Source organism: Micromonospora sp. WMMD975, assembly GCF_029581215.1.
Lineage (GTDB): Bacteria > Actinomycetota > Actinomycetes > Mycobacteriales > Micromonosporaceae > Micromonospora.
This window is the reverse complement of record NZ_CP120739.1, coordinates 6,601,659-6,623,024: the sequence shown is the minus strand read 5'-3', so window position 1 is coordinate 6,623,024 and position 21,366 is coordinate 6,601,659. Positions and strand designations below refer to the sequence as shown.

Below are 21,366 nucleotides of genomic sequence, written 5' to 3'. Positions count from 1 at the left end.
GCGATGTTCGAATACGCCCCTGCACCCGAGTCGCGCGCAATCGTCGACCTCAGGCCGTCCTACGGCCTGTTCATCGACGGCGAGTTCGTCGACGGCGAGGATCTCCACAAGTCGATCAACCCGGCCACCGAGGAGGTGCTCGCCGAGGTCACCTGGGCCAGCGAGGCGGAGGTCGACCGCGCGGTCCGGGCGGCCCGGACGGCGTACGAGAAGGTCTGGGGTCCGATGCCGGGCCGGGACCGGGCGAAGTACCTGTTCCGGATCGCCCGGATCGTTCAGGAGCGCTCGCGCGAGCTGGCGGTGCTGGAGTCGCTCGACAACGGCAAGCCGATCCGGGAGTCCCGCGACGTCGACCTGCCGCTGGTGGCCGCGCACTTCTTCTACTACGCCGGCTGGGCCGACAAGCTGGAGCACGCCGGGTTCGGGGCGGACCCGAAGCCGCTCGGCGTCGCCGCGCAGGTCATTCCGTGGAACTTCCCGCTGCTCATGCTGGCCTGGAAGATCGCCCCGGCGCTCGCAGCCGGCAACACCGTGGTGCTGAAGCCGGCCGAGACCACCCCGCTCACCGCGCTGCTCTTCGCCGAGATCTGCCAGCAGGCCGACCTGCCGGCCGGCGTGGTCAACATCGTCACCGGCGCCGGCGACACCGGCCGGGCGCTCGTCGAGCATCCGGGCGTGAACAAGGTCGCGTTCACCGGCTCCACCGAGGTCGGCAAGGCCATCGCGCGTGCCGTCGCCGGCACCCGCAAGAAGCTCACCCTGGAGCTGGGCGGCAAGGCCGCCAACATCGTCTTCGACGACGCCCCGGTCGACCAGGCGGTCGAGGGGATCGTCAACGGCATCTTCTTCAACCAGGGCCACGTCTGCTGCGCCGGCTCCCGCCTGCTGGTCCAGGAGTCGGTCGCGGACCAGGTGCTGGAAGCGCTCAGGTCCCGGATGGCCCGGCTGCGGGTCGGTGATCCGCTGGACAAGAACACCGACATCGGCGCGATCAACTCGGCCGAGCAGCTCGCCCGGATCCGCGAGCTGTCCGACGCCGGCGCCGCCGAAGGCGCGCAGCGCTGGTCGCCGCCGTGCGAGCTGCCCGACCGCGGCTTCTGGTTCGCGCCGACCATCTTCACCGGCGTCACCCAGGCGCACCGGATCGCCCGCGAGGAGATCTTCGGCCCGGTGCTGTCCGTGCTCACCTTCCGCACCCCGGCGGAGGCCGTCGAGAAGGCCAACAACACGCCGTACGGCCTGTCGGCCGGGATCTGGACCGACAAGGGTTCCCGGATCCTGTGGGTGGCCGACCGGCTGCGCGCCGGCGTGGTCTGGGCCAACACGTTCAACAAGTTCGACCCGACGTCGCCGTTCGGCGGCTACAAGGAGTCGGGCTACGGTCGCGAGGGCGGCCGGCACGGGCTGGAGGCGTACCTCAATGTCTGAGCGGGTCGCGGTACGCAAGACGTACAAGCTCTTCATCGGCGGGAAGTTCCCGCGCAGCGAGTCGGGACGGTCGTATCTGGTGCAATCCGCGAACGTGTCGTTGGCCTCCCGCAAGGACGCGCGGGACGCGGTGGTCGCCGCCCGGGCCGCGGTGAAGGGCTGGGCCGGGGCGACCGCGTACAACCGGGGTCAGATCCTCTACCGGGTGGCCGAGATGCTTGAGGGCCGGCGCGAGCAGTTCGTGGCGCTCGGCGTACCCGCCGACGAGGTCGACGCCGCGATCGACCGCTGGGTCTGGTACGCCGGATGGTCCGACAAGCTGCCGCAGGTCTACGGCGGGGCGAACCCGGTGGCCGGCCCGTACTTCAACCTGTCCGCGCCGGAGCCGACAGGCGTGGTGGCGGTGGTGGCCCCGGAGGCGCCGGCGCTGCTCGGCCTGGTGAGCGTGGTCGCCCCGGCGATCGTCACCGGCAACACCGTGGTGGTGGCCGCCTCCCCGGCGGCCCCGCTGGCGGCGGTGACCCTGGCCGAGGTGCTGGCCACCTCCGATCTGCCCGGCGGCGTGGTCAACATCCTCACCGGGCGGCTGTCCGAGACGGTGCCGACGCTCGCCGCGCACATGGATGTGAACGCGATCGACCTGACCGGTGTCGCCGACGCCGAGCTGGCGGCGGAGCTGGAGGTCAAGGCCGCGGAGAACCTCAAGCGGGTGCTCCGGCCGGCTCCGGCCGACCACGACTGGTACGCCGACCCGGGCGTCACCCGGATGACCACGCTCCTGGAGACGAAGACCGTCTGGCACCCCAAGGGCGTCTGACCCCTCTCTACTACGGGGGGTAGGATTGGGGGGTGACTCGGCTGGGGGACCTTGAGCGTGCGGTGATGGACGTGCTGTGGGATTCGGCGTCCGCCACGCCGGACGGCGTGACCGTGCGCGAGGTCGCCGACGCCCTGGACGGGCGTGAGCTGGCGTACACGACCGTGATGACCGTGCTCGACCGGCTCGCCGGCAAGGGCATGGTGCAGCGCGAGCGGGAGGGGCGGGCCTGGCGTTACCGGCCCGCCGCCACCCGGGAGGCGCACATCGCCCAGCTCATGCTCGACGCCCTCGACCTGGGTGGCAGCCGGGACGCCGCGCTCGTCCGCTTCGCCCGCTCGGTGACCGGCACGGAGGCGGACGTGCTCCGCGCCGCGCTCGCCGCCGAGGCGGCCGAGGCAGGCCCGCACACCGGCGCCCGATCCCGCGCCGCAGGGCCGGCCGGCGCCGAGGCCGGGCTGACCGGACGGGTCGAGGATGCGCGGGCCGCCGGGCCGGCGCTCGACGAGGCGACGGACCGGTAGGGCGACCGCCGTGGCGTACGCCGTGCACTTCGCCGCGACCGTCCTGGCCTGCTGGCTGACCGCGCAGGTCCTCGCCGCCGCGCGCTGGACGTGGCGGGCGCCTCGGGTGGCGATCGTCTGCTGGCAGGCGGTCGGGTTGGCGCTCGGGCTCTCCGCCATGGGGCTGCCGATGGCGGTCGGGCTCACCGCCTACGACCGGCCGACCGGGAGCGCGCTGCTGGCGCTCGCCGACGACCTGACCCACGGCACGCTGCCGGCCGGCGTGGGCGCGGCGCACCTCGGCCTGGTCGGGGTCGGCTTCGGTATCGGCGCGGTGCTGCTCACCACGACCGTGCGCGCGGTGCACGGCGCGGTACGCGCCCAGCGCCGGCATCGGGAGCTGCTCAGCCTGGTGGCGCGGCGCGACCCGACGGTGCCCGGCGCGCTGGTGCTCGACCATCCGAGTGCGGCGGCCTACTGCCTGCCCGGGGTGCGGCCCCGGGTGGTGGTCAGCGCCGGCACTGTCGACCTGCTCGACCCGGCGGAGTTGGCGGCGGTGCTGGCCCACGAGCGGGCGCACGCGCAGGAGCGGCACGACCTGGTGCTGCTGCCGTTCACCGCGTTGTGTCGGGCGATGCCCTGGTTCCGCTGGGTGCGCGACGCGCACGCGCGGGTGGCGCTGCTTGTCGAGATGCGCGCGGACGACAAGGCCCGGGAGTTGCACGCGGAGGAGCCGCTTGCCGGCGCGCTGCGCCGGTTCGCCGCCGCCGGGCACCGGGTCACGCCGGCCGGCACGCTCGGCATCGGCGACCGTGACCTGGACGTACGGGTGCAGCGCCTGCTTGTCGCGGACCGTCCGCCCCGGGTGCTCGGCGCCGCCGCGTTGGCCGTTGCCGCCACCCTGGTCGCGCTGCCGATCTCCCTGTTCCTCAGCTGATTCTGGCGCCGCCCTCGCGCGCGTCCTCGGGCGTTCAAGCGGGGCCCGTTCCTCTACCGCAGGCGTTAAGCGGGGGCCCCGCCTTCGGTCTGTATGGGTAGATAGCCTACGTGTAGGGTGGCTACGACAAGGGAGCCAACCTGTGGGAGGACGGCCATGGACCCCCTGCTCCTCGCCCGACTTCAGTTCGCCACCACCACCTCGATCCACTTCCTCTTCGTGGTGGTCACGCTCGGGTTGGTCACCCTGCTGGTCGGGCTCCAGACCGCCGGCTACCTCACCGCCAAACCGGTGTACGAGCGGCTGACCCGGTTCTGGGGCCAGCTCTACGTGATCAACTATGTGCTCGGGATCGCCAGCGGGATCGTCATGGAGTTCCAGTTCGGGCTGAACTGGAGCGGCCTGTCGCGCTACGTGGGCAACGTGTTCGGCGCGCCGCTGGCCATCGAGACGCTCGTCGCGTTCTTCCTGGAGTCCACGTTCCTCGGGATGTGGATCTTCGGGTGGCACCGGCTCCGGCGCGGCGTGCACCTGGCGCTGCTCTGGGGCGTCGCGCTCACCGCGTACGCCTCGGCGTTCTGGATCATGGTGGCGAACGCCTGGCTCCAGCACCCGGTCGGCTACGAGGTACGCGACGGCGTCGCCCACCTGACCGACTTCGGCGCACTCGTCACCAACCCCACGTTCGGCTTCGCGTTCGGCCACGTGCTGTCGGCGAGCCTGGTCACCGGCGGCCTGCTGATGGCCGCGGTCAGCGCCTGGCACCTGCTCCGGCGTACCCCCGATTTTCTGCTCTTCCGCACCTCGCTGCGGCTCGGCCTGGTCACCGCGGCGGTCGCGGTCAGCGCGTTGCAGGGTTTCGGCTTCGCCCAGTTCGGCCCGGTCGGCCAGCTCCAGCCGACCAAGTTCGGCGGCGGCCCGGACCGGGACGCGACGGTCGCCGACTGGACCGCGCGGTTCGGCCCCGGCGACTGGACCCCGCCCGCGCTGTCCAGCGTCGGCCTCGGCTTCATGATCCTGATCGGCTTCGCCCTGGGCTGCGTCTGGCTCCTGCTGCCACTGCTGTGGCGCGACTGGATCATCCGGCTGAGGTTCCCGCTCCGGCTGGTCCTGGTCGGGCTGCCGCTGCCGTTCGCGGCGGTGCTGCTCGGCTGGATCGCCCGGGAGGTGGGCCGCCAGCCCTGGGCGGCGTACGGGCTGCTGCCCACCTCGCAGGCCGTGTCGCCGGTGTCGCCCGGGCTGATGCTCACCTCGCTGATCGGATTCGGCCTGCTGCTCGGCGCGCTCGCGGTCACCAACTGGGTGCTGCTGGCCCGGCACGCCGCCCGGGGTGCGCTCGACCCCGCCCTGGGCCGCCCGCCCGCGCCCGACACCGACCCCGACCGCCAGCCCGTGTTCGCCTGAGGGAGCCCGCCGTGGAACTCGCCTGGTACGCCCTGCTCGGCCTCTTCTTCGCCGCCTACCTGGTGCTCGGCGGCTACGACTACGGCGTCGCCCTGCTGCTGGCCCGGCACGCCACCACCGCCGGGGCCACCACCCCCGGCGCCACCACCGTGGGCGGGACGACGGGCCGGCGCGCCGCGCTCACCGCCGTCGGCCCGTTCTTCCTCGGCAACGAGGTGTGGCTGGTGGCCTCGGTCGGCATCCTGTTCGGCGCCTTCCCCACCCTGGAGGGCGAGCTGCTCTCCGGCTTCTACCCGGTGGTGCTCGGCGCGCTGACCGGGGTGGTGCTGGTGACCGCCGGCGTGCAACTGCGCGGCCGGGCGGGCGGCGAGGCGGCCCGGGCCGGCTGGGACCGGCTCGTCGTGGCCGGCGGCGTGCTTGCCGCGCTGGGTTGGGGCGCGCTGCTGGGCGGCCTGCTCCAGGGGGTGCCGCGCGCCGCCGACGGGCACGTGGCCGGCGTCGGCCACGTGGTCACCCCGTTCGTCGCCGCCGCCGGGCTGACGCTGCTCGCGCTCGTCGCGGTGCACGGTGCGACGTTCCTCACGCTCCGGCTGCCGGCCGGCGACACGACCGCGTACGCCCGCCTGGCCCGCGGCCTGGTGCCCGCCGCGCTCACCGCGGTCGCCGCGGCCACCGTCCTCGGCCTGCTCTCCGACCGGGTACGCGCTGCCGTGGCGCGGCCGGCGATCGCCGTACTCCTGCCGTTGGCGCTGGTGGCGGCGTTGCTGGTGGCCCGCGCGGCGCTGCGCCGGGGTCGGGCCGGGGTGGCCTTCGTGGCCACCGCGGCGGCGCTGGCGCTGCCCGCCCCGCTCGTCGGCGCCGCGCTCTGGCCCCGGGTCCTGGTCTCCACCACCGACCCGGCGACCTCGCTCACCGTCGCCGAAGCGGCGGCGAGCCGCCCGACGCTGGCGCTGCTGGGTTGGCTCGTGCTGCCGCTCGTGCCGGCCCTACTAGGCTTTCAGGCGATGTGCTGGTGGGTGTTCCGGGGACGGATCGACGGCAGGGCGCCGGTGTACTGGTGAACCGCCGTCCGTTCGACCCACGTCTGCTGCGCCGGGTCCCCGCGGCCCGGCGCGACCTCGCCGTGCTCGCGCTGCTCGGGGGCGCGACCGCACTGCTCGTGGTCGCCCAGGCCACCGCACTGGCCACGCTGCTCGCCACCGCGCTCGACGGGCGGCTGCACCGGCCGGCGCTCGCCGGTCTCCTGGCGGCGGTCGCGGCCCGGGCGCTTGTCGCCTGGGCGCAGGGCACGGTGGCGGCGCGGGCCGCCGCGACGGTCAAGGCGGCGCTGCGGGCGGATCTGCTGCACGCGGTCGGCCGGCACGGTCCGACCTGGGTCGCCGGCCAGCGGGCCGGGCAGCTCGCCACGCTCGCCGGTCGCGGGCTGGACGCGCTCGACGCCTACTTCACCGGCTACCTGCCGCAGCTCGTGCTGAGCGTGACCGTGCCGGCGGCGGTGCTGGCCCGGATCGTGTTCGCCGACTGGAGCTCGGCGCTGATCATCGCGCTCACCATCCCGCTCATCCCGATCTTCGGGGCGCTGCTCGGCTGGCAGGCGCAGGCCGCCACGGAACGGCAGTGGCGGCGGCTGTCGCTGCTCGGCGGGCACTTCCTCGACATGGTCGCCGGGTTGCCCACGCTGCGCGCGTTCGGCCGGGCCCGGGCGCAGGTCGACGTGGTGCGCCGGATGGCCGACGGGCACCGCGCGGCCACCATGCGGACGCTGCGGATCGCGTTCCTGTCCGCGCTGGTCCTGGAGCTGGTCGCCACACTCTCCGTGGCGCTGGTGGCGGTGCCGGTCGGGCTCCGCCTGCTCGGCGGCGGGATCACGCTCTCCACCGCGCTGCTGGTGCTGCTGCTCACCCCGGAGGCTTACCTGCCGCTGCGAGCCGCGGGCAGCCGGTTCCACGCCAGCATGGAGGGGCTCACCGCGCTGGACGAGGCGCTCACCCTGTCCGCGACCGACCCCGCCACCGGGCCCGCCGGCGACCACCGTCCGGCTCCGGACGGCCGCGGCGAGATCCGCTTCGAGGGCGTGACCGTCGCGTACGACCGGACGACCGCGCTGCGCGACGTCACGCTCACCATCCGGCCCGGCGACCGGGTGGCGATCATCGGGCCGAGCGGCGCGGGCAAGAGCACGCTGCTCAACCTGCTTCTCGGCTTCGTCGCCCCGACCGCCGGCCGGATCACCGTGGACGGCGTCGACCTGGCCGGGGTGGACCTCGACGCCTGGCGTCGCGAGCTGGCCTGGGTGCCGCAGCGGGCGCATCTGTTCGCCGGGTCGCTTGCCGACAACATCCGCCTCGGCGCCCCGGACACGGCCGACGACACGCTTGCCGCCGCCGTCTCCGACGCGGCGCTCGACGAGGTGGTCGCCGCGCTGCCCGACGGACTCGACACCCGGCTCGGCGAGCGCGGTCACGGCCTGTCCAGCGGGCAGCGGCAACGGATCGCGCTGGCCCGGGCGTTCCTCCGCGACGCCCCGGTGGTGCTCCTGGACGAGCCGACCGCCCGCCTGGACAGCGCCAGCGAGGCGGTGGTCCTGGACGCCACCCGGCGGCTGGTCGCCGGCCGGACCGCGCTGCTCGTCGCGCACCGGCCCGCGCTGCTCGCCGACGCCGACCGGATCCTGCGGGTCTCCGACGGCCGGGTCACCGAGCTGCACCCGACGGCCACCGGCACGGCGGTGACCCGATGACGGCCGAGCGGGCCGTGCTGCGCCTGACGGCCCTCGGTGCGGCGGTGACCCGATGACGGCCGAGCGTGCCGTGCTGCGCCTGGCCCGGCCGTACCTGGGCCGGCTGCTGGGCGCCGGCCTGCTCGCCGCGGCGACCGAGCTCGCCGGGCTGGCGCTGATGGCCACCGCCACCTGGCTGCTGATGAGCGCCGCCGGCCGGCCACCGCTGGACCGGCTCACCGTGGCGATCGTCGCGGTACGGGCGCTCGCGGTCGGCCGGGGCGCGTTCCGCTACACCGAGCGGCTCGCCGGGCACGACGCCGTGCTCCGCATGATCACCGACGTCCGGGCCCGGGTCTTCGCCACGCTCGCCGCCCGGCGCGACGCCGCCGACCGGCGCACCGGGGACGCGCTGAGCCGGTTGGTCTCCGACGTGGAGGCGGCTCAGGACCTGCTGCTTCGGGTGCTCGTGCCGGGGGCCGCGGCGGCCCTGGTCAGCCTGCTCGCCGTCGCCGGCGCCGCGCTGATCTCGCCACCGGCCGCCGGCGTGCTCGCGATCGGCCTGCTGGTCGCCGGGGTGGCGCTGCCGGCGCTTGCCACCCGGCTCACCCGCCGGGCCGCCGACGAGGTGGCCCCGCTGCGCGGCGCGCTCGCCGTGGACGCGGTCGACCTCACCCACGGCGCCGCCGACCTGGCCGCCTTCGGCGCGACCGGCGCCGCGCTCGCCGCCGCCCGGCGACGGGCCGAACGGCTGGCCCGGCTGGAGCGCCGGCTCGCCGCGACCGGCTTCGCGGTGGACGCGGCCGGGGTGCTCGTGGGCGGCCTCACCGCCGCCGCGGTGGTGGCCGTGGCGCTGCGCGCCGGGGTGGGCGGGGTGCTCGTGGGCGTCCTCGCGGTGGGCGCGCTGGCCGCCGTCGAGGTGGCCCTCGCCCTGGTCGCGGCGGCCCGGCAGCGCACCCAGCTCCGGGCCGGGCTGGCCCGGGTGGCCGACCTGCTCACCGAGCCCACCGCGCCACCGCCGGACACCGCGCCGCTTGCGGACGCCGCACCGCCCGTGGACCCCGCGCCCCCGGAGGACACCGCACCGCCCGTGGACGCCACCGCGCCGCCGGCGCCGGGCGGTCATGACGTGCGGTTCGAGCAGATGACCGTCCGCTACCGGGCCGGTGCCGCGCCCGCCCTGGCCGGGTTCGACCTCGACCTGCCGGCCGGCCGCCGGGTGGCCGTGGTGGGACCGAGCGGCGCGGGCAAGAGCACGCTTGCCGCGGCGCTCACCGGCGCGGTCCACCCGGACACCGGCCGGGTCACCGTCGGCGGCGTGCCGGTGGCCGACCACCCGGCCGACCGTCTACCCCGGACGGTCGGCGGCCTGTTCGCCGAGGCGTACGTCTTCCACGCCACCGTGCGGGAGAACCTGCTGCTCGGCCGCCCGGACGCCGGTGCGGCGGACCTGGCCGCCGCCACCCGGGCGGCCGGGCTGCTGGACTGGGTACTCGACCAGCCGGACGGTTGGGAGACAGTGGTCGGCGAGCAGGGCGGGCAGCTGTCCGGCGGGCAGCGGCAGCGGCTGGCGCTGGCCCGGGCGTTGCTGGCCGCCCCGCCGGTGCTGGTGCTTGACGAGCCGACCGAGGGGCTCGACCCGACGGCGGCCGACGTGGTGCTCACCTCCGCCCTGGCCGCCGTCCCGGCCGGGCACTCGGTGCTGCTGATCAGCCACCGGCTCAGCGGCCTGGCCGGGCTGGACGAGATCGTGGTGCTGGAGGACGGCCGGGTGACGCAGCGCGGCCGGCATGACGAGTTGGTGGCGCGCTCCGGCTGGTACCGGGAGCAGTGGCTGCGCCAGGAGACCGCCGAGCGCGGCTATCTCGCGCTGACTCCCTGAGTCCTCCGGGGATTTCCCCGACGCGGGCGCTCGCCCACGGTGGCAGGCTGGTCCCATGCGGGTGGATCAGGGGGTACGGGTCGAGGACCGGCTGCGGGAGTTGTCCGGGCGTCTGCACGGGCCGGCCCGGCTCAAGGCCGATCTGCTGACCGAGGCGCGGCACGCGCTCGAGGACGCCGCCGAGGCGTACCGGGAGGGTGGTCTGCCGCGGGCGGAGGCCGAGCGGCGGGCGGTGGCCGAGTTCGGCAGCGTCGCCCAGCTCGCGCCGGGCTTCCAGGCCGAGCTGGCCGCCGGCGCGCTGCGCGGGCTGGCGCTGCGCACGCTCGCGGTGGCGGTGGTGCTGATGGCCGCCGGTGACCTGACCTGGCACGGGTCGAGCTGGAGCGCCGGCCCGCGACCGCCGGCGGCCTACCTGCTGCTCTCCACGTCGATGCACGGTATCTGGGGGGTGGTCGCCGGGCTGGCGCTGGCCGGGCTGGTGCTCGGCGCGCTCGCCGCCCGGCGGGATTCGCCCTGGCTCGTCCGGTCGGCCCGGGCGGTCGGCTTCGGGTTGACAGGTGGGCTGCTGGTCGGCGCGCTCGCCGGTGGTGCCCTGTTCGGCTGGTCGGTCCGCTTGTGGGACGCCGCGTTGACCTGGCCCCCGATGATCATCGGGGCGGTGGTGGCGTCGGCGGCCTGGTTCTCGCTGGCCCGGTCGGCTCGCTGGTGGCTGCTCAGCGCACGCCGGCCACGGGTGGCCGGTTAGCTCGCGGCCCGCAGGCCCGAGGGGCCGGGTATGCGGGACCGAGGGGCCAGGTACGCAGGCCCGAGGGTCGGGCCCGCGGGTCGGGTGGGTCAGGCCGGCGCGACAGGTGGTTCGTCCGCGCCGAGGAAGCGGCCGACGGTGGCGCTGAACTCCCGCCAGCCGGCCCGTTCCCCGGCGAGTGCCCGGCGGCCCGCGTCGGTGAGCTGGTAGGTGCGGCGTTCCCGGCCGTTGACCGTGCTCCATGTGCTTGCGACCAGGCCGGCCCGCTCCAGCCGGCGCAGCGCCGGATAGATGGTGCCGGTCGGCAGATCGAGCGTGCCGCCACTGCGCGCCCGCAGCGCCTCGATGATCGCGTAGCCGTGCTGCGCGCCCTGCTCGAGCACCGCCAGCAGCAGCGCGTCGAGATGTCCGTGCAGCGCCTGCGCCTTCATGTGTAGAAAGCCTACTTGTCCGGGCTTCGGGACGCCACCGGGGTGGGGTTCCCGTGCGCGACCGGTCGACCACTAGGGTATGTGCGCAGAGTCACTCGGCGGCGCGACGCCGCCGGGTGGGCACCCGAACGCACACGGAGGTCAGCGTGGCCCGCCAGTCGCCCCAACGGCCCGACGCCGACGAGCCCGAGCTCGACGACACCGCGTCGACCGCAGCAGACGAGGTCGAGGCCGACCGCCCGGCCGCGGATCGTGCCCTCTGGGACGAGGTGCGGATCGACCCGGTGGAGATCGCCCTCCCCGCCGGCACCGGCTTCACGCTGCGGGCCTACCGGTCGGCGCGCGAGCTGACCCCGACCGACGTCGCCGAGCGCGACCAGGACGACCCCTTCCTGGCCCGCCGCCAGGTCGTCGAGACCGAGGACGACGAGGAGGTGGTGATCCTCGACGAGGAGTTCGCCGCCCTCTCCGCCGAGGAGGACGACGAGGACGGGAAGACGGACGGGGAACGCCGCCGCGGGAAGGCCGACGCCGACGCGGCCGAGGAGTCCGAGGAGTCCGACGACGAGAAGGACGAGGCGGACGAGGACGAGGACGCCGCGGGCGACGAGGAGGTGCCGGTCTTCCTCACCCACAAGGGCCGGCTGCTGCTGTTCAAGACCCCCGAGTCACTTGTGACTTTCATCCGTTCCGGTGCGCCCACCGACCTGTCCCAACTGGACAGCTGGAATGAACTGTCCGAACGGCTGGAACCGGCCGACGTCGCCCCGCTGGACGAGGACACCTACGAGCTCGATCTGGTCGTGGAGAACCTGCGCGGCGGGCACGACGCATGGGATCCCGCGCTCCTGATCGAAGCCGGCGAGATCGCCCGTGACCTGGCGTACGCCCTGCGGCTACCGGCCGTACTCGACATGCTCTCCGCCGGCTCCAGCCTGGACGATCTGGACGAGGCGCTGCGCGCTTCCGTCAACGGCGGAGTCGGTGGTTTCCTGGGCCGGCGGCGGCTGAAGAAAATCGGGGCACAAACCGCAAGTTTGGGTTGGCGCACCATTGTCGGCAAGATCTCTGCCGTCGTGGACTGGCGCGACTGACCCGGAGCGGGGAGCATCAGTCTCTGGCAGAACAAGACCTGTGTCCCGGGAGGAGGACGACGCTGTGGCGCTCGTGCGCGTGTACTGCGGTCTGGCCTCGGCAGATCCGGCCGACCGAACGGCTTCGGCCGAAACGACGCTGACGTCCGCTGTGGTCGACGACGCAGGCCGTCTGCTGCATGTCTGTGAGATCGGGGACGAGCCCGCCGGCTACGCCCGGCTGGTCGCGCTGCTGGTGGAGCGCTCCGGTGGGCCGAGCGGCGCGGCCATCGCCGCGGACAGCGACGACCACACCGTCACCTCACTGCTCAGCGCCGCCGGCCGACCGCTGGCGATCGCGGACGACGACTCGGTCGACGACTTCGCCGAGCGTTTCGCCGACGACGACTCGCTTGAGGAGATGCAGTCCTCGCCCGCCGAGCGTCGGGCGGTCGGGCTGGCCCGTGCGTTGCAGGCCGGAGCGTTGTCCGCGGTGACCCTCCCGGCGCCCCGCGACCTCGCCGGCTACAAGCAGGTCCTGTCCGCGCACGCGGCACTCGCCAGCGGGCGGCATTCGGCGGCGGTGACGCTGCGCGAGGTGCTCCGCGAGCTCTACCCGGCCGCGCTGCGCGCGTACCTCGACCCCGCCGAGCCGGTCGCCCTGGCCGTGCTCGACGCGCTGCCCGAGCCGAGCATGCTGACCGGCGCCATCGGCCGCGGCCGTGACCTCGGCGCGACCATCGACGCGGTGGCCGCGCAGCTCGCCGCCGAGGGCCTGGCCGACGCCGACACCGTGACCGAGGCGGTGACCGCGCTGCGGGTCGCCGTCTCCGAGACGCCCCGACGGGCCACCGTCAACCGGGTGCTCACCGCCGCCGTCGCCGAGACCGTTCGGCAGGCCGTCGCCTCCGTCCGGGCCTGCGACGCCGGCTGCGACGCGCTCGTGGGTGCGCTTGCCGAACGCGCCACCCCGGTGCCGGCCGCCGGCCGCCGGGCCGCCGCCCGCCGTGGTGAGCAGGTCGACGAGCTGACCCCCGCGGCACCCGCCGGGCTGCGCCCGGTGCGCGCGCCCGAGCCCGCGCCGGCCGCCGAGCCGACCGGCCGGCGCAGCCGCCCCGAGCCGGACCTCGACGCCACCGATCCGGGCCGCCGCCGCCCCCAACCACACCCCGACGCCACCGATCCGGGCGGCCGGCGCAGCCGCCCCGAGCCGGTCCCCGGTGGCCGGCGCAGCCGCCCCGAGCCGGTCTCCGGCCCGGCCGCCTCGGCCTCCCCCCGTCCGCTCGGCCCGCCGCCGGTCGCGCCCGCACCGGTCGCACCACCGCCGGTCGCCCCGAACCCGGTCACCCCCGTCGCCCCGGCGGCGGCGCTGGGCCGGCCGACCGCCGCATCCCCGAGCCGCCCCGAGCCGACCGGCGTGCCGCTGCCGTCGCGGGTGGACGGGCCGACCAACCGTCCGGTCTCCGCGCCGCCCCCGCCGCCGCCCGGGATCACGCCGATCCCGCCGTCCCAGCGCGGCGTCGTGCCGCCGGCCGAGGCCGGCGAGCCGTTCCGCCCGACCCTCACCACCGCGGCGATCAACAAGGCCCGGGCCGAGCGGCAGCGCACGGTCATCCCGCCGCGCCCGAAGACCACGCCGGAGCCGCCGACGGGCGGGTTCAGCGCCACCGACCTGAGCATCCCGGTGCCGAGTTCGCGTCCCCCGGCGCCGGAGGCCCCGCCGGGATCCCGCGCCAACTGGCCCCTCGTCAACAACGGCGAGGACCAGGCCGACCGGGAGCGGGAGGCGCCCGCCTACCCCTACGGGCGGGGCGTGGACGCGCCGAGCGACCCGGGGCGGGTCACCCCGCCGTGGCTCGCCGACGACCTGCCGCAGGAGCCGCCGATGCTGCGGCTCGTCGAACCGCCGCCGCTTGCCGACCGGGCACTGCGCAGCGAGCTGGACCGGCCGACCGAGCCGGGCCTGGACACCCCGCCACTGCGGCTGGTCGACCGCGGCGACGCCGGCCGGACTGTCGCCCGCGCCGAGCTGCCCCCGCCGCTGGAGCGGCGTCCCGCGCCGAAGGAGCACCGGCCCCCGCCGGTTTCCGACGAGGGCGACGGCGACCTGCTGATTTTCGCGCAGGCCAGGTCCGCCTGGTTCGTCGGGCACGGCGACGAGGCCGACCTGGAGTGGACGTCCACCGCGGACACCGGCTGGCAGGCCGCCGAGCAGGCAGCCCGCCCGGCGGTCGGCTCGGAGACCAAGGCCGGCCTGCCCAAGCGGGTGCCGCAGGCCAACCTGGTGCCGGGCTCGCCACTGCGCGAGGAGCGCCCTCTACGGATCGTCCGCAACGCGGCCAGTCTCGCCGAGAACACCACCGGCTACTTCCGGGGTTGGCGGCGCGGGCAGGAGATCGGCGGTTTCGCCGTCGGCGGTCGGCCGGGCCGGGAGGCGGCCGGCGGTTGGGACTTCAGCCGGGACACCGGCGACCGCGACGACGAGCGGGAATTCGAATACCGCTCTGCGGGCTACCGGTCCTGACCCGAGCCGCCCCGCAGGGTGTTCCTGCCCACACCCGGACAATTTGACGCCGCCGCTTGTCGGCCGGGAGCATACCCGGCGGACCAGCGGCGGCGCGTGTTCGCCGTGGTGGGAAGGCGACTCCATTGGCGACACCGGCATTCGACTCCACCGTGCTCACCCGCCGGGGCGTCCTCACGGCCGCAGCCGGCAGCCTGCTGCTCGCCGGATGCGGCCCGCAGGGTCAGCGGCCGGACGAGGGCGCGGCCAGCGGCGCACCCGGCGACCAGGACATGGTCGTCGGCGCCAGCCTTGAGCTGAGCGGTCGCGGCGCGGCGCTCGGTCTGGTCCAGCGGCGGGCCCTGGAGATCACGGCGGAGTCACTGAACCGCTCCGGGATCCCGGTCGGGAACCTGCTCCGGTCGATCCGGCTGGAGATCCGCGACAACGGCAGCGACCCGCAAGTGGCCGCCCGACACGCCGCCGACCTGACCCGGACCGGGTCACACGCCCTGGTCGGTGGCGTCCTCGGGGAGACCGCCACCGCCCTCGCGTCGGCCGCCCAGCAGCTCAAGACGCCGTTCCTGGCGCTCGGCCACGCCGACCACATCGTGCTGCCCCTGGCGGACCGCACGTTCAGCTTCAAGCTCACCCCCGACGGCGCCGACGTGGCCCGTCGGATGGTGGACCTGCTCGAATCACAGCGGATCCGGCGGGTGGTCCTGCTGGCCGGGGACGGCCCGCACGGCGACTCGGGCGTACGGGCGGTACGGGAGGCCCTCGGCGCCAGCACCATGGACCTGGTGCGCACGCTACGCCTCCCGGAAACCGGGCGGAGCTTCCGTGCCGCCGCCGGGCGGGCGACCGCCGGGGACCCGGACGGCGTCATCGTCTGGAGCACCGCGCCCGACTCCGGTGCGGCGGCCCGGGAACTGCGGCGGGCCGGGCACCGCGGCCCGCTCTTCTTCGACCCCGGCGCGGTCGTGGACGACACACTCAGCCGCGCCAACGCGAAGGCGGTCGAGGGGGCGTACGCCGTGCACCCGGCCTGCCTGGGCGGTTCCGCGCTGACCGCCACCAGCGGCGCGCAGGTGGCCCGGCGGGACTTCGACTACCGCTACACCCAGCGCCACGGCACCTCGGTCGGCTTCGCCCCGTACGCCGCGGACGCCCTCCACCTCCTCGCCGCGTCGGCGCGCGGGGCGACGAGCCTCGACCGTGGCCGGTTACGGGCCTTCCTGCAGACGCAGATGGTCGAGGGCATCGCCGGCGGGTACGCGTTCACCGCCGGCCACCACGGGGGCATGGAGGCCGACTCGCTCGGCGTCTACCGGGTGTCCCAGGGCAGCTGGACCCGGTACGCCTGACCGTCGTACCCGGGACGCTCCGCGGGTGAACGCGGTGACGAACAGCAGGAAGCGCCCGGTGGCCCCACGGCCATCGGGCGCTTCCGCGCGTCGGTCAGGCGGGTGCGACGGCCCGCGAGCGCCGCATGGTGAGCACGTACTCGACAAGCGAGATCAGCACGTGCTTCGTCGACTCCCGGTTACGGGCGTCGCAGGGCACCACCGGCACGTCACGGGAGATCGCCAGCGCGTCCCGGACGTCCTGCGGGTCGTGGTACTGCATGCCGTCGAAGCAGTTGATGGCGATCAGGTAGGGCAGCCGCCGGTGCTCGAAGAAGTCGATGGCGGCGAAGCAGTCGGCGAGCCGGCGGGTGTCGACCATCACCACCGCGCCGATGGCTCCCCGGACCAACTCGTCCCACATGAACCAGAACCGCGTCTGACCCGGCGTACCGAAGAGGTACAGGATCAGGTCACGGTCGATCGAGATACGACCGAAGTCCATGGCCACCGTGGTCGTCGTCTTGCCCGGCACCTGCCGGGTGTCATCGACGCCCACACCCGCGGAGGTCATGATCGCCTCCGTGGTCAGCGGCGTGATCTCGGAGACCGAGCCGACCAGCGTCGTCTTGCCGACGCCGAACCCGCCGGCGATAACAATCTTCGCTGACGTCACGCGCCCGCTCGGCACCGGCGCCCGGTGCGACATGTCAGAGCCTGCGAAGTCCACTCAGCACCCTCTCCAGCAATTCAGTGCCCACCGCGTCGTCGGAGTCGTCCAGAATGGTCGGCTCGTGCACCGCGACCAGGCCATCCGTCGCCATGTCGGCGATGAGCACCCGGGCCACGCCGAGCGGAAGCTGCATCCGCGCCGCGATTTCGGCGAGCGACTGCACACGTCCGTCACACAACGCGGCGATGTACTGGTGTTCGCGACCTTGACCCCCGTTGCCGGTGGCCACTGCTCGGCCGCGCACCGTCGTCTCGACGAGCGCCTCCAGGGCGATTTCGAGCCGGGGACGGGTACGACCACGGGTCACGGCGTACGGCCGCACCAACGCTCCGGTTGGTTCGTCACGATCCGCCATGTGGCCGTTCACCTCCCTCGTACCCGGCACCGGCTCGCCCCGGTGACATCCGTCGCTGTCCTCGTTGTTTCCGCTCCTGACCCACCGGCCAGCGCGTCATTCAGCCCATCATCCCCACAGCCGCGCGCGGCTGTGGCGTCAGGGCATCGCCCACCCGGTCGACGAGCAGGGCCATCTCATACCCGACCTGACCCACGTCGCAGCTCCGCGCCGCGAGCACCGCGAACGACGAGCCGTCGGAGATGGACATCAGGAACAGGAAGCCGTTGTCCATCTCGACGACTGTCTGCAGCACCGCCCCGCCTTCGAAGCACCGCGCCGCGCCCTGGGTCAGGCTGACCAGACCCGAGGAGATGGCCGCGAGCTGGTCGGCGCGGTCCCGCGGAAGGTCACGGGACGAGGCCAGAAGCAGGCCGTCGGCCGAGACCGCGACCGCGTGCGCCACCCCGGGCACCCGGTCGGCGAAGTTGGCGAGCAGCCATCCGAGATCCTGCGTAGTAGTCATCCTTGTTGCTCCTTCTGCCCGCTCCCGGCCACCGGGCCTGAGCCAGACTGCGAGGACTGCTGCCCGCCCGGAGTGCCCTCCGGGCCGGTCGTGTTGCTGTCGGTGGGGTGGTTGCGGCCCCGCTGGACACCTCGATGGTAGGCCGAGAGCAGACCCCGTACGGCCTCCGGCGTCCGCCGCTGCACGGTCGGCGCCGGCTTGTCGATGCTGCCCGGCACGAGCTGTGCCATCGGCGTTCGCTTCGGCAGGCCCTTCTGGGTGGTCTCCGCGACCGGGACCTCGGTGGCCGCCGAGGCGGCCCGCCAGCCGTCGTCGGCCGCGGTCTGCCATGGCGAGGACTGCTGCGGTGCGGGCTGCTGCGGCGACGTCGGCTGCCGGGTGGGCAACCCTCCGGCGTACGCGGGACGGCCGTTGCCGTTCGCCGCCCGGTTGTCCCGCGGCGCTCCGCCGGCTGTCGGAGTCTGCGCCATCGGTGTGTTACCTGTCGTCGCGGATGTCTGCGGTACGGGCCGGCCGGCGGTGTCCACCTTGGCGAACTGCTGGGTGGGGGCGCCGTTCGCCGGCGCGGCCTGCGCCGGTGCCGTCGCCGGCGCCTCGTCGTTCGGCCCCGGTCGGCGGGTGCGGAACCAGGCGGACTCGAGCTCCCGGAAGATCGGCAGCTCCATCGTCTCGTCCGCGTACCGCTGGCGGTTGCCGGCCGGCTGCGGTGCGGCGGGTCGCGCCGCGGGGGCCGGCGTCGACGGCGCGGCGGCCGGTTGGGCCGCGGCGGTCGGCTGCGGAGCCGCCGCCTCCGGAGCCGCCGGCTGGGTCTCGGCGCGCGGGACCCGGGGCAGCTCGGTGGTCATGTCCAGGCTGGCGGACTGCCGCTCCGGCGTCGCCGGAGCCGGGGCCGGCTCGGCCGGGGCGACCGGCGGCCAGACCGGCGGGGCGCCCACGTGCGGCGCGGGAGCCGGGCGCGACGGCAGTTGGCCAGCCGGCGGCGCGGACACCGGGAAACCACCGGTGGGCTGGCCGGAGGTCGGCGCGGCCGACACCGGCCGGGTCGGAAGTGGGTTGCCCGAGACCGGCGCGGCCGAGACCGGGCGGCCCGAGTACGGGTCGTCCGCCCCCGGGCGGCCCGAGTACGGGTCACCGGAGACCGGGCGGCCCGAGTACGGGTCACCCGAGACCGGGTGACCGGAGACCGGCGCGGCCGAGACCGGACGGCCCGAGAACCCCGGGAACGGGGTGCCGGACACCGGCGGCAGCGGCGGCGCGGACACCGGCGGGACCGGCGGCGCGGACACCGGCGGCGGATTGTACGGCCGGGCCTCGGGGCTGCTGGGCAGCTGCCGTGGGATGGTCGGCTGCTGGCCGCCGGTCGCCGGGTCGCCCTCGCCCGGGTGACGCCGCTGGGGCAGCGGGTCGATCGACTGGCCGTTCGCCGACCGCGGCGGGTAGCCGTCACCGCCGCTCGGGTTCGCCCCGGTCAGGTCGGACCACGCCGGCATGGCACGACCGGCACCGGCGTTGGCCGGGGTGCCGGCGCCGTTGCGGTGGCCCGGGTCGAAGGACCGGCCGCCGAGCGTGACCTGGTTGCCGGAGGCGCCGGGGTGCGACGGCGGCGGGGTGTGCGGGCCGTTGCCGAGCGCGGCCAGTGCGCCGAAGGCAGGTGCCGGGCCGGCGCCGAAGGCCGGCGCCGGGCCGCCCTGCTGCGGGCCGGCGGCCGGGAGGGCCGGCCCAGGCATCCCGCGACCGGCCAGGGCGCGCGGCACCAGGACCGTGGTGGGCAGCGTGACGTCGGCGACGGTGCCCCGGTCGGCGGCCGGCCGCAGCTCGACCTTGACGGCGTGCCGGGCCGCCAGCCGGGCGACCACGACGAGGCCCATCATCCGGGAGACCGCCACGTCCACCTGCGGCGGCGTGGCCAGGCGCTCGTTCAGGTCGTGCAGCTGGTCGGCGCTGATGCCGATGCCGCGGTCCTCGACGTAGAGCGAGGCACGGTCGCCGACCCGGCGGGCCTCGACCATGACGTGCGAGTCCGGCGGGGAGAAGGCGGTGGCGTTGTCGAACAGCTCGGCGACCAGGTGCACCAGGTCGTTGACCGCGTGCGCGGCGACCTCGATGTCCCGGTCGATCACGCCGAACTCGATCCGGGTGTAGTGCTCGACCTCGGACTGGGCGGCTCGGAGCACGTCGATCAGGGCGGCCGGCTCACGCTGCACGCGGGTGGAGTCCGCGCCGGCGAGGACCAGCAGGTTCTCGTCGTTGCGGCGCATCCGGGTGGCCAGGTGGTCGAGCTGGAACAGCTCGGCCAGGCGGTCCGGGTCCTCCTCGCCGCGCTCCAGCCGGTCGAGGTGGCCGATCAGCCGGTCGACCAGGATCTGCGAGCGGCGGGCCAGGTTGACGAACATGGTCGCGACGGAGGCGCGCAGGGCGGCCTGCTCGGCCGCGGTCCGGACCGCCTCCAGGTGGACCGCGTTGAACGCCTCGGTCACCTGGCCGAACTCGTCCTTGCTGCGTACCGGCAGCGGCTCGGCGATCTGGTTTGCCAGCTGCACCGGGGAGAGCTGGCCGGTCACCTGCGGGTCACGCAGCCGGGCCACCGCCTGCGGCAGGCCGTACTGGGCCACCGAGAGGGCGCCCTGACGCAGGTCGCGCAGCGAGCGGGCCATCGAGCGGGCGACCAGGTAGGCGAAGAGGATGGCCAGCAGCAGCATGGTGAGCAGCAGGCCGGTCTCGAGGAACACCTGGCGCTGCGTGTCCGAGCGGAGCTCGTCGGCCCGCTGGACCACGTTGCTGTCGAGCCGTGACTCGACCGCGCGGAGCAGCTTGGCGTTGCCGACCATGGCCTGGTCCCACTGGTCCGGCCCGAACGGCGCGTTCGCCATCGAGCCGCTGTTGTTCGCCGACATGAAGCCGGTGAGGTTGTCCGCCTTGCGCAGGTCGGGACCCTCGACGGTCTGGTCGAAGAACTCGGAGTCGGCGGGGGTGGCGACGGACCGGAAGGTCGCGAGCGCCTGGGCCTGGGCGGTGCCGCTGGCGATGAACTGCTCGCGCAGCGCCGGACTGTACTGGTTCTGGGTGAGCGCCTGGTGCACGACCACCCGGCGCTGGGCCAGGTATTCCTTCTGCCGGGCCACCGCGGCGGCGGCGCGCATCCGGTCGCTGAGGTCGTTGTCGCCGGCGAGCTGGGTGGCCGAGTCGCGGATCGACAGCAGGTCGTTGATCAGGCGCTCGTACGCCTTCTCCGCCTCGTCGATCTTGAGCTTGCCGTTCAGCACCTGGCTACGGGTGGCCGGCAGGTCCTTGAGCTGGTCGTCGATCTCGTTCAGCCGGACCTCGAAGTTGCGTGGCAGGTCACTGATCTCGCCACGCTGCCGCGAGTAGGGGCCCTTCGCCTGGTCCACCCGCTGGTTGGCCCGGTTGTACGCCTCCTGGTACTGCGCCCGGGTCTGGGTCTCCCGCGCACCGAGGAAGAGCACCGAGCCGACCCGCTCGTCCTGCATCGTGTCGGCCAGGTCGCCCGAGTATCCGATCAGGCTGGCCAGGTCACCGGCACGGTTGGCGCTGTTGAGCGTCTCCAGGTGGTCGACCAGACCGCTTGTGCCCACCACGACCGTGGCGATGGTCGGCACGATCATGATCAGACCGAGCTTGGACCAGATCGGCATGTCGCGCAGCCGGCTCGCCGGCCGGCTCAGCCGCGACAGGAAAGAGCCCGCCGTCGTTGGCCGTTTGCTCACGTCACCGCCCTCGCAAAACCGCGTCCGACGTCACCTGCGGGCAACGCCGAGCGTCCGACCCGGCGGGTCGGACCTCCGAGATTCCATCACGCCGCCCGGTAAAGAGAAAGCCCAGGTTGTCCCTCACCGAAGGTGTGATGAGATGTTGATGCAATTTGATAGCAATCTGTCCGGCCGGAGTCACTGAAGGTTATGGATCATCCGCACCGCGTCGTCCTCCTCGCCGGGCCATCCGGCTCGGGAAAGTCGTACATAGCACA

Annotated in this window: 16 protein-coding genes and 1 pseudogene; 12 read left to right on the top strand and 5 right to left on the bottom strand. The window is 74.7% G+C overall.

Annotation, left to right across the window (positions count from 1 at the left end):
* Window positions 1-3: 3 nt before the first annotated feature.
* The 9 genes and pseudogenes from O7613_RS29915 to O7613_RS29875 all read left to right on the top strand — a co-directional run bounded on the left by O7613_RS29915 (window position 4) and on the right by O7613_RS29875 (window position 10,435).
* Entirely contained in the window at window positions 4-1,428 is a 1,425-nt protein-coding gene (locus O7613_RS29915; protein WP_282291190.1) for an aldehyde dehydrogenase family protein, read from the top strand.
* The gene (locus O7613_RS29910; RefSeq protein ID WP_282291189.1) at window positions 1,421-2,245 is read left to right on the top strand and encodes an aldehyde dehydrogenase family protein; all 825 of its coding nucleotides are present in this window, start codon (window positions 1,421-1,423) and stop codon (window positions 2,243-2,245) included. The genes O7613_RS29915 and O7613_RS29910 overlap by 8 nt, the downstream gene beginning before the upstream one ends.
* A 32-nt stretch (window positions 2,246-2,277) precedes the next feature.
* The gene (locus O7613_RS29905) at window positions 2,278-2,769 is read left to right on the top strand and encodes a BlaI/MecI/CopY family transcriptional regulator (protein WP_282291188.1); all 492 of its coding nucleotides are present in this window, start codon (window positions 2,278-2,280) and stop codon (window positions 2,767-2,769) included.
* A gap of 10 nt (window positions 2,770-2,779) precedes the next feature.
* Window positions 2,780-3,685: a M56 family metallopeptidase gene (locus O7613_RS29900; protein ID WP_282291187.1), complete on the top strand. Its 906-nt coding sequence runs from the start codon at window positions 2,780-2,782 to the stop codon at window positions 3,683-3,685.
* Between the two features lie 156 nt (window positions 3,686-3,841).
* A complete protein-coding gene (locus O7613_RS29895) occupies window positions 3,842-5,089 on the top strand; it encodes a cytochrome ubiquinol oxidase subunit I (protein WP_282291186.1) in 1,248 nt (415 codons plus the stop codon).
* 11 nt (window positions 5,090-5,100) lie between these two features.
* Window positions 5,101-6,150, top strand: coding sequence for a cytochrome d ubiquinol oxidase subunit II (locus tag O7613_RS29890; protein ID WP_282291185.1), 1,050 nt, complete (start codon window positions 5,101-5,103; stop codon window positions 6,148-6,150).
* Window positions 6,147-7,829 carry a thiol reductant ABC exporter subunit CydD gene (gene cydD / locus O7613_RS29885; protein ID WP_281585013.1) on the top strand — a complete coding sequence of 561 codons (1,683 nt, stop codon included), beginning with the start codon at window positions 6,147-6,149 and terminating at the stop codon, window positions 7,827-7,829. Before O7613_RS29890 ends, cydD begins: the two co-directional genes overlap by 4 nt.
* Window positions 7,830-7,899: 70 nt before the next feature.
* Window positions 7,900-9,690: pseudogene (gene cydC, locus O7613_RS29880) on the top strand (thiol reductant ABC exporter subunit CydC); the annotation flags it as partial.
* Between the two features lie 55 nt (window positions 9,691-9,745).
* Complete coding sequence (locus O7613_RS29875; protein WP_281585014.1) at window positions 9,746-10,435, top strand: permease prefix domain 1-containing protein; 690 nt, start codon at window positions 9,746-9,748, stop codon at window positions 10,433-10,435.
* Window positions 10,436-10,524: 89 nt separating this feature from the next.
* Here O7613_RS29875 and O7613_RS29870 read toward each other — a convergent pair whose 3' ends face one another.
* Window positions 10,525-10,866: a helix-turn-helix transcriptional regulator gene (locus O7613_RS29870; RefSeq protein WP_281585015.1), complete on the bottom strand. Its 342-nt coding sequence runs from the start codon at window positions 10,864-10,866 to the stop codon at window positions 10,525-10,527.
* A 116-nt stretch (window positions 10,867-10,982) separates the two neighbouring features.
* Between O7613_RS29870 and O7613_RS29865 the strand changes: the two genes are divergently transcribed.
* The 3 genes from O7613_RS29865 (at window position 10,983) to O7613_RS29855 (ending at window position 15,809) form a co-directional block, all read left to right on the top strand.
* The gene (locus tag O7613_RS29865; RefSeq protein ID WP_282291184.1) at window positions 10,983-11,960 is read left to right on the top strand and encodes a DNA primase; all 978 of its coding nucleotides are present in this window, start codon (window positions 10,983-10,985) and stop codon (window positions 11,958-11,960) included.
* A gap of 40 nt (window positions 11,961-12,000) precedes the next feature.
* Window positions 12,001-14,463, top strand: coding sequence for a transposase (locus tag O7613_RS29860; protein ID WP_282291183.1), 2,463 nt, complete (start codon window positions 12,001-12,003; stop codon window positions 14,461-14,463).
* Between the two features lie 125 nt (window positions 14,464-14,588).
* Window positions 14,589-15,809: an ABC transporter substrate-binding protein gene (locus O7613_RS29855; RefSeq protein WP_281585018.1), complete on the top strand. Its 1,221-nt coding sequence runs from the start codon at window positions 14,589-14,591 to the stop codon at window positions 15,807-15,809.
* Between the two features lie 94 nt (window positions 15,810-15,903).
* Here O7613_RS29855 and O7613_RS29850 read toward each other — a convergent pair whose 3' ends face one another.
* The 4 genes from O7613_RS29850 to O7613_RS29835 all read right to left on the bottom strand — a co-directional run bounded on the left by O7613_RS29850 (window position 15,904) and on the right by O7613_RS29835 (window position 21,106).
* The gene (locus tag O7613_RS29850; protein WP_281585019.1) at window positions 15,904-16,497 is read right to left on the bottom strand and encodes an ATP/GTP-binding protein; all 594 of its coding nucleotides are present in this window, start codon (window positions 16,495-16,497) and stop codon (window positions 15,904-15,906) included.
* Window position 16,498: 1 nt separating this feature from the next.
* Window positions 16,499-16,876, bottom strand: a complete 378-nt coding sequence (locus O7613_RS29845; RefSeq protein ID WP_123242533.1) for a DUF742 domain-containing protein — start codon at window positions 16,874-16,876, stop codon at window positions 16,499-16,501.
* Window positions 16,877-16,976: 100 nt separating this feature from the next.
* Complete coding sequence (locus O7613_RS29840) at window positions 16,977-17,381, bottom strand: roadblock/LC7 domain-containing protein (RefSeq protein ID WP_281585020.1); 405 nt, start codon at window positions 17,379-17,381, stop codon at window positions 16,977-16,979.
* Window positions 17,378-21,106: a nitrate- and nitrite sensing domain-containing protein gene (locus O7613_RS29835; RefSeq protein WP_282291182.1), complete on the bottom strand. Its 3,729-nt coding sequence runs from the start codon at window positions 21,104-21,106 to the stop codon at window positions 17,378-17,380. Before O7613_RS29835 ends, O7613_RS29840 begins: the two co-directional genes overlap by 4 nt.
* Window positions 21,107-21,366: the final 260 nt, after the last annotated feature.

Bases quoted from the DNA above. Each gene is read 5' to 3' on its own strand.
- O7613_RS29915 (WP_282291190.1), top strand. From the start codon at position 4: ATGTTCGAATACGCCCCTGCACCCGAGTCGCGCGCAATCGTCGACCTC.
- O7613_RS29910 (WP_282291189.1), top strand. From the start codon at position 1,421: ATGTCTGAGCGGGTCGCGGTACGCAAGACGTACAAGCTCTTCATCGGC.
- O7613_RS29895 (WP_282291186.1), top strand. From the start codon at position 3,842: ATGGACCCCCTGCTCCTCGCCCGACTTCAGTTCGCCACCACCACCTCG.
- O7613_RS29875 (WP_281585014.1), top strand. From the start codon at position 9,746: ATGCGGGTGGATCAGGGGGTACGGGTCGAGGACCGGCTGCGGGAGTTG.
- O7613_RS29870 (WP_281585015.1), bottom strand. From the start codon at position 10,866: ATGAAGGCGCAGGCGCTGCACGGACATCTCGACGCGCTGCTGCTGGCG.
- O7613_RS29850 (WP_281585019.1), bottom strand. From the start codon at position 16,497: ATGTCGCACCGGGCGCCGGTGCCGAGCGGGCGCGTGACGTCAGCGAAG.
- O7613_RS29845 (WP_123242533.1), bottom strand. From the start codon at position 16,876: ATGGCGGATCGTGACGAACCAACCGGAGCGTTGGTGCGGCCGTACGCC.
- O7613_RS29840 (WP_281585020.1), bottom strand. From the start codon at position 17,381: ATGACTACTACGCAGGATCTCGGATGGCTGCTCGCCAACTTCGCCGAC.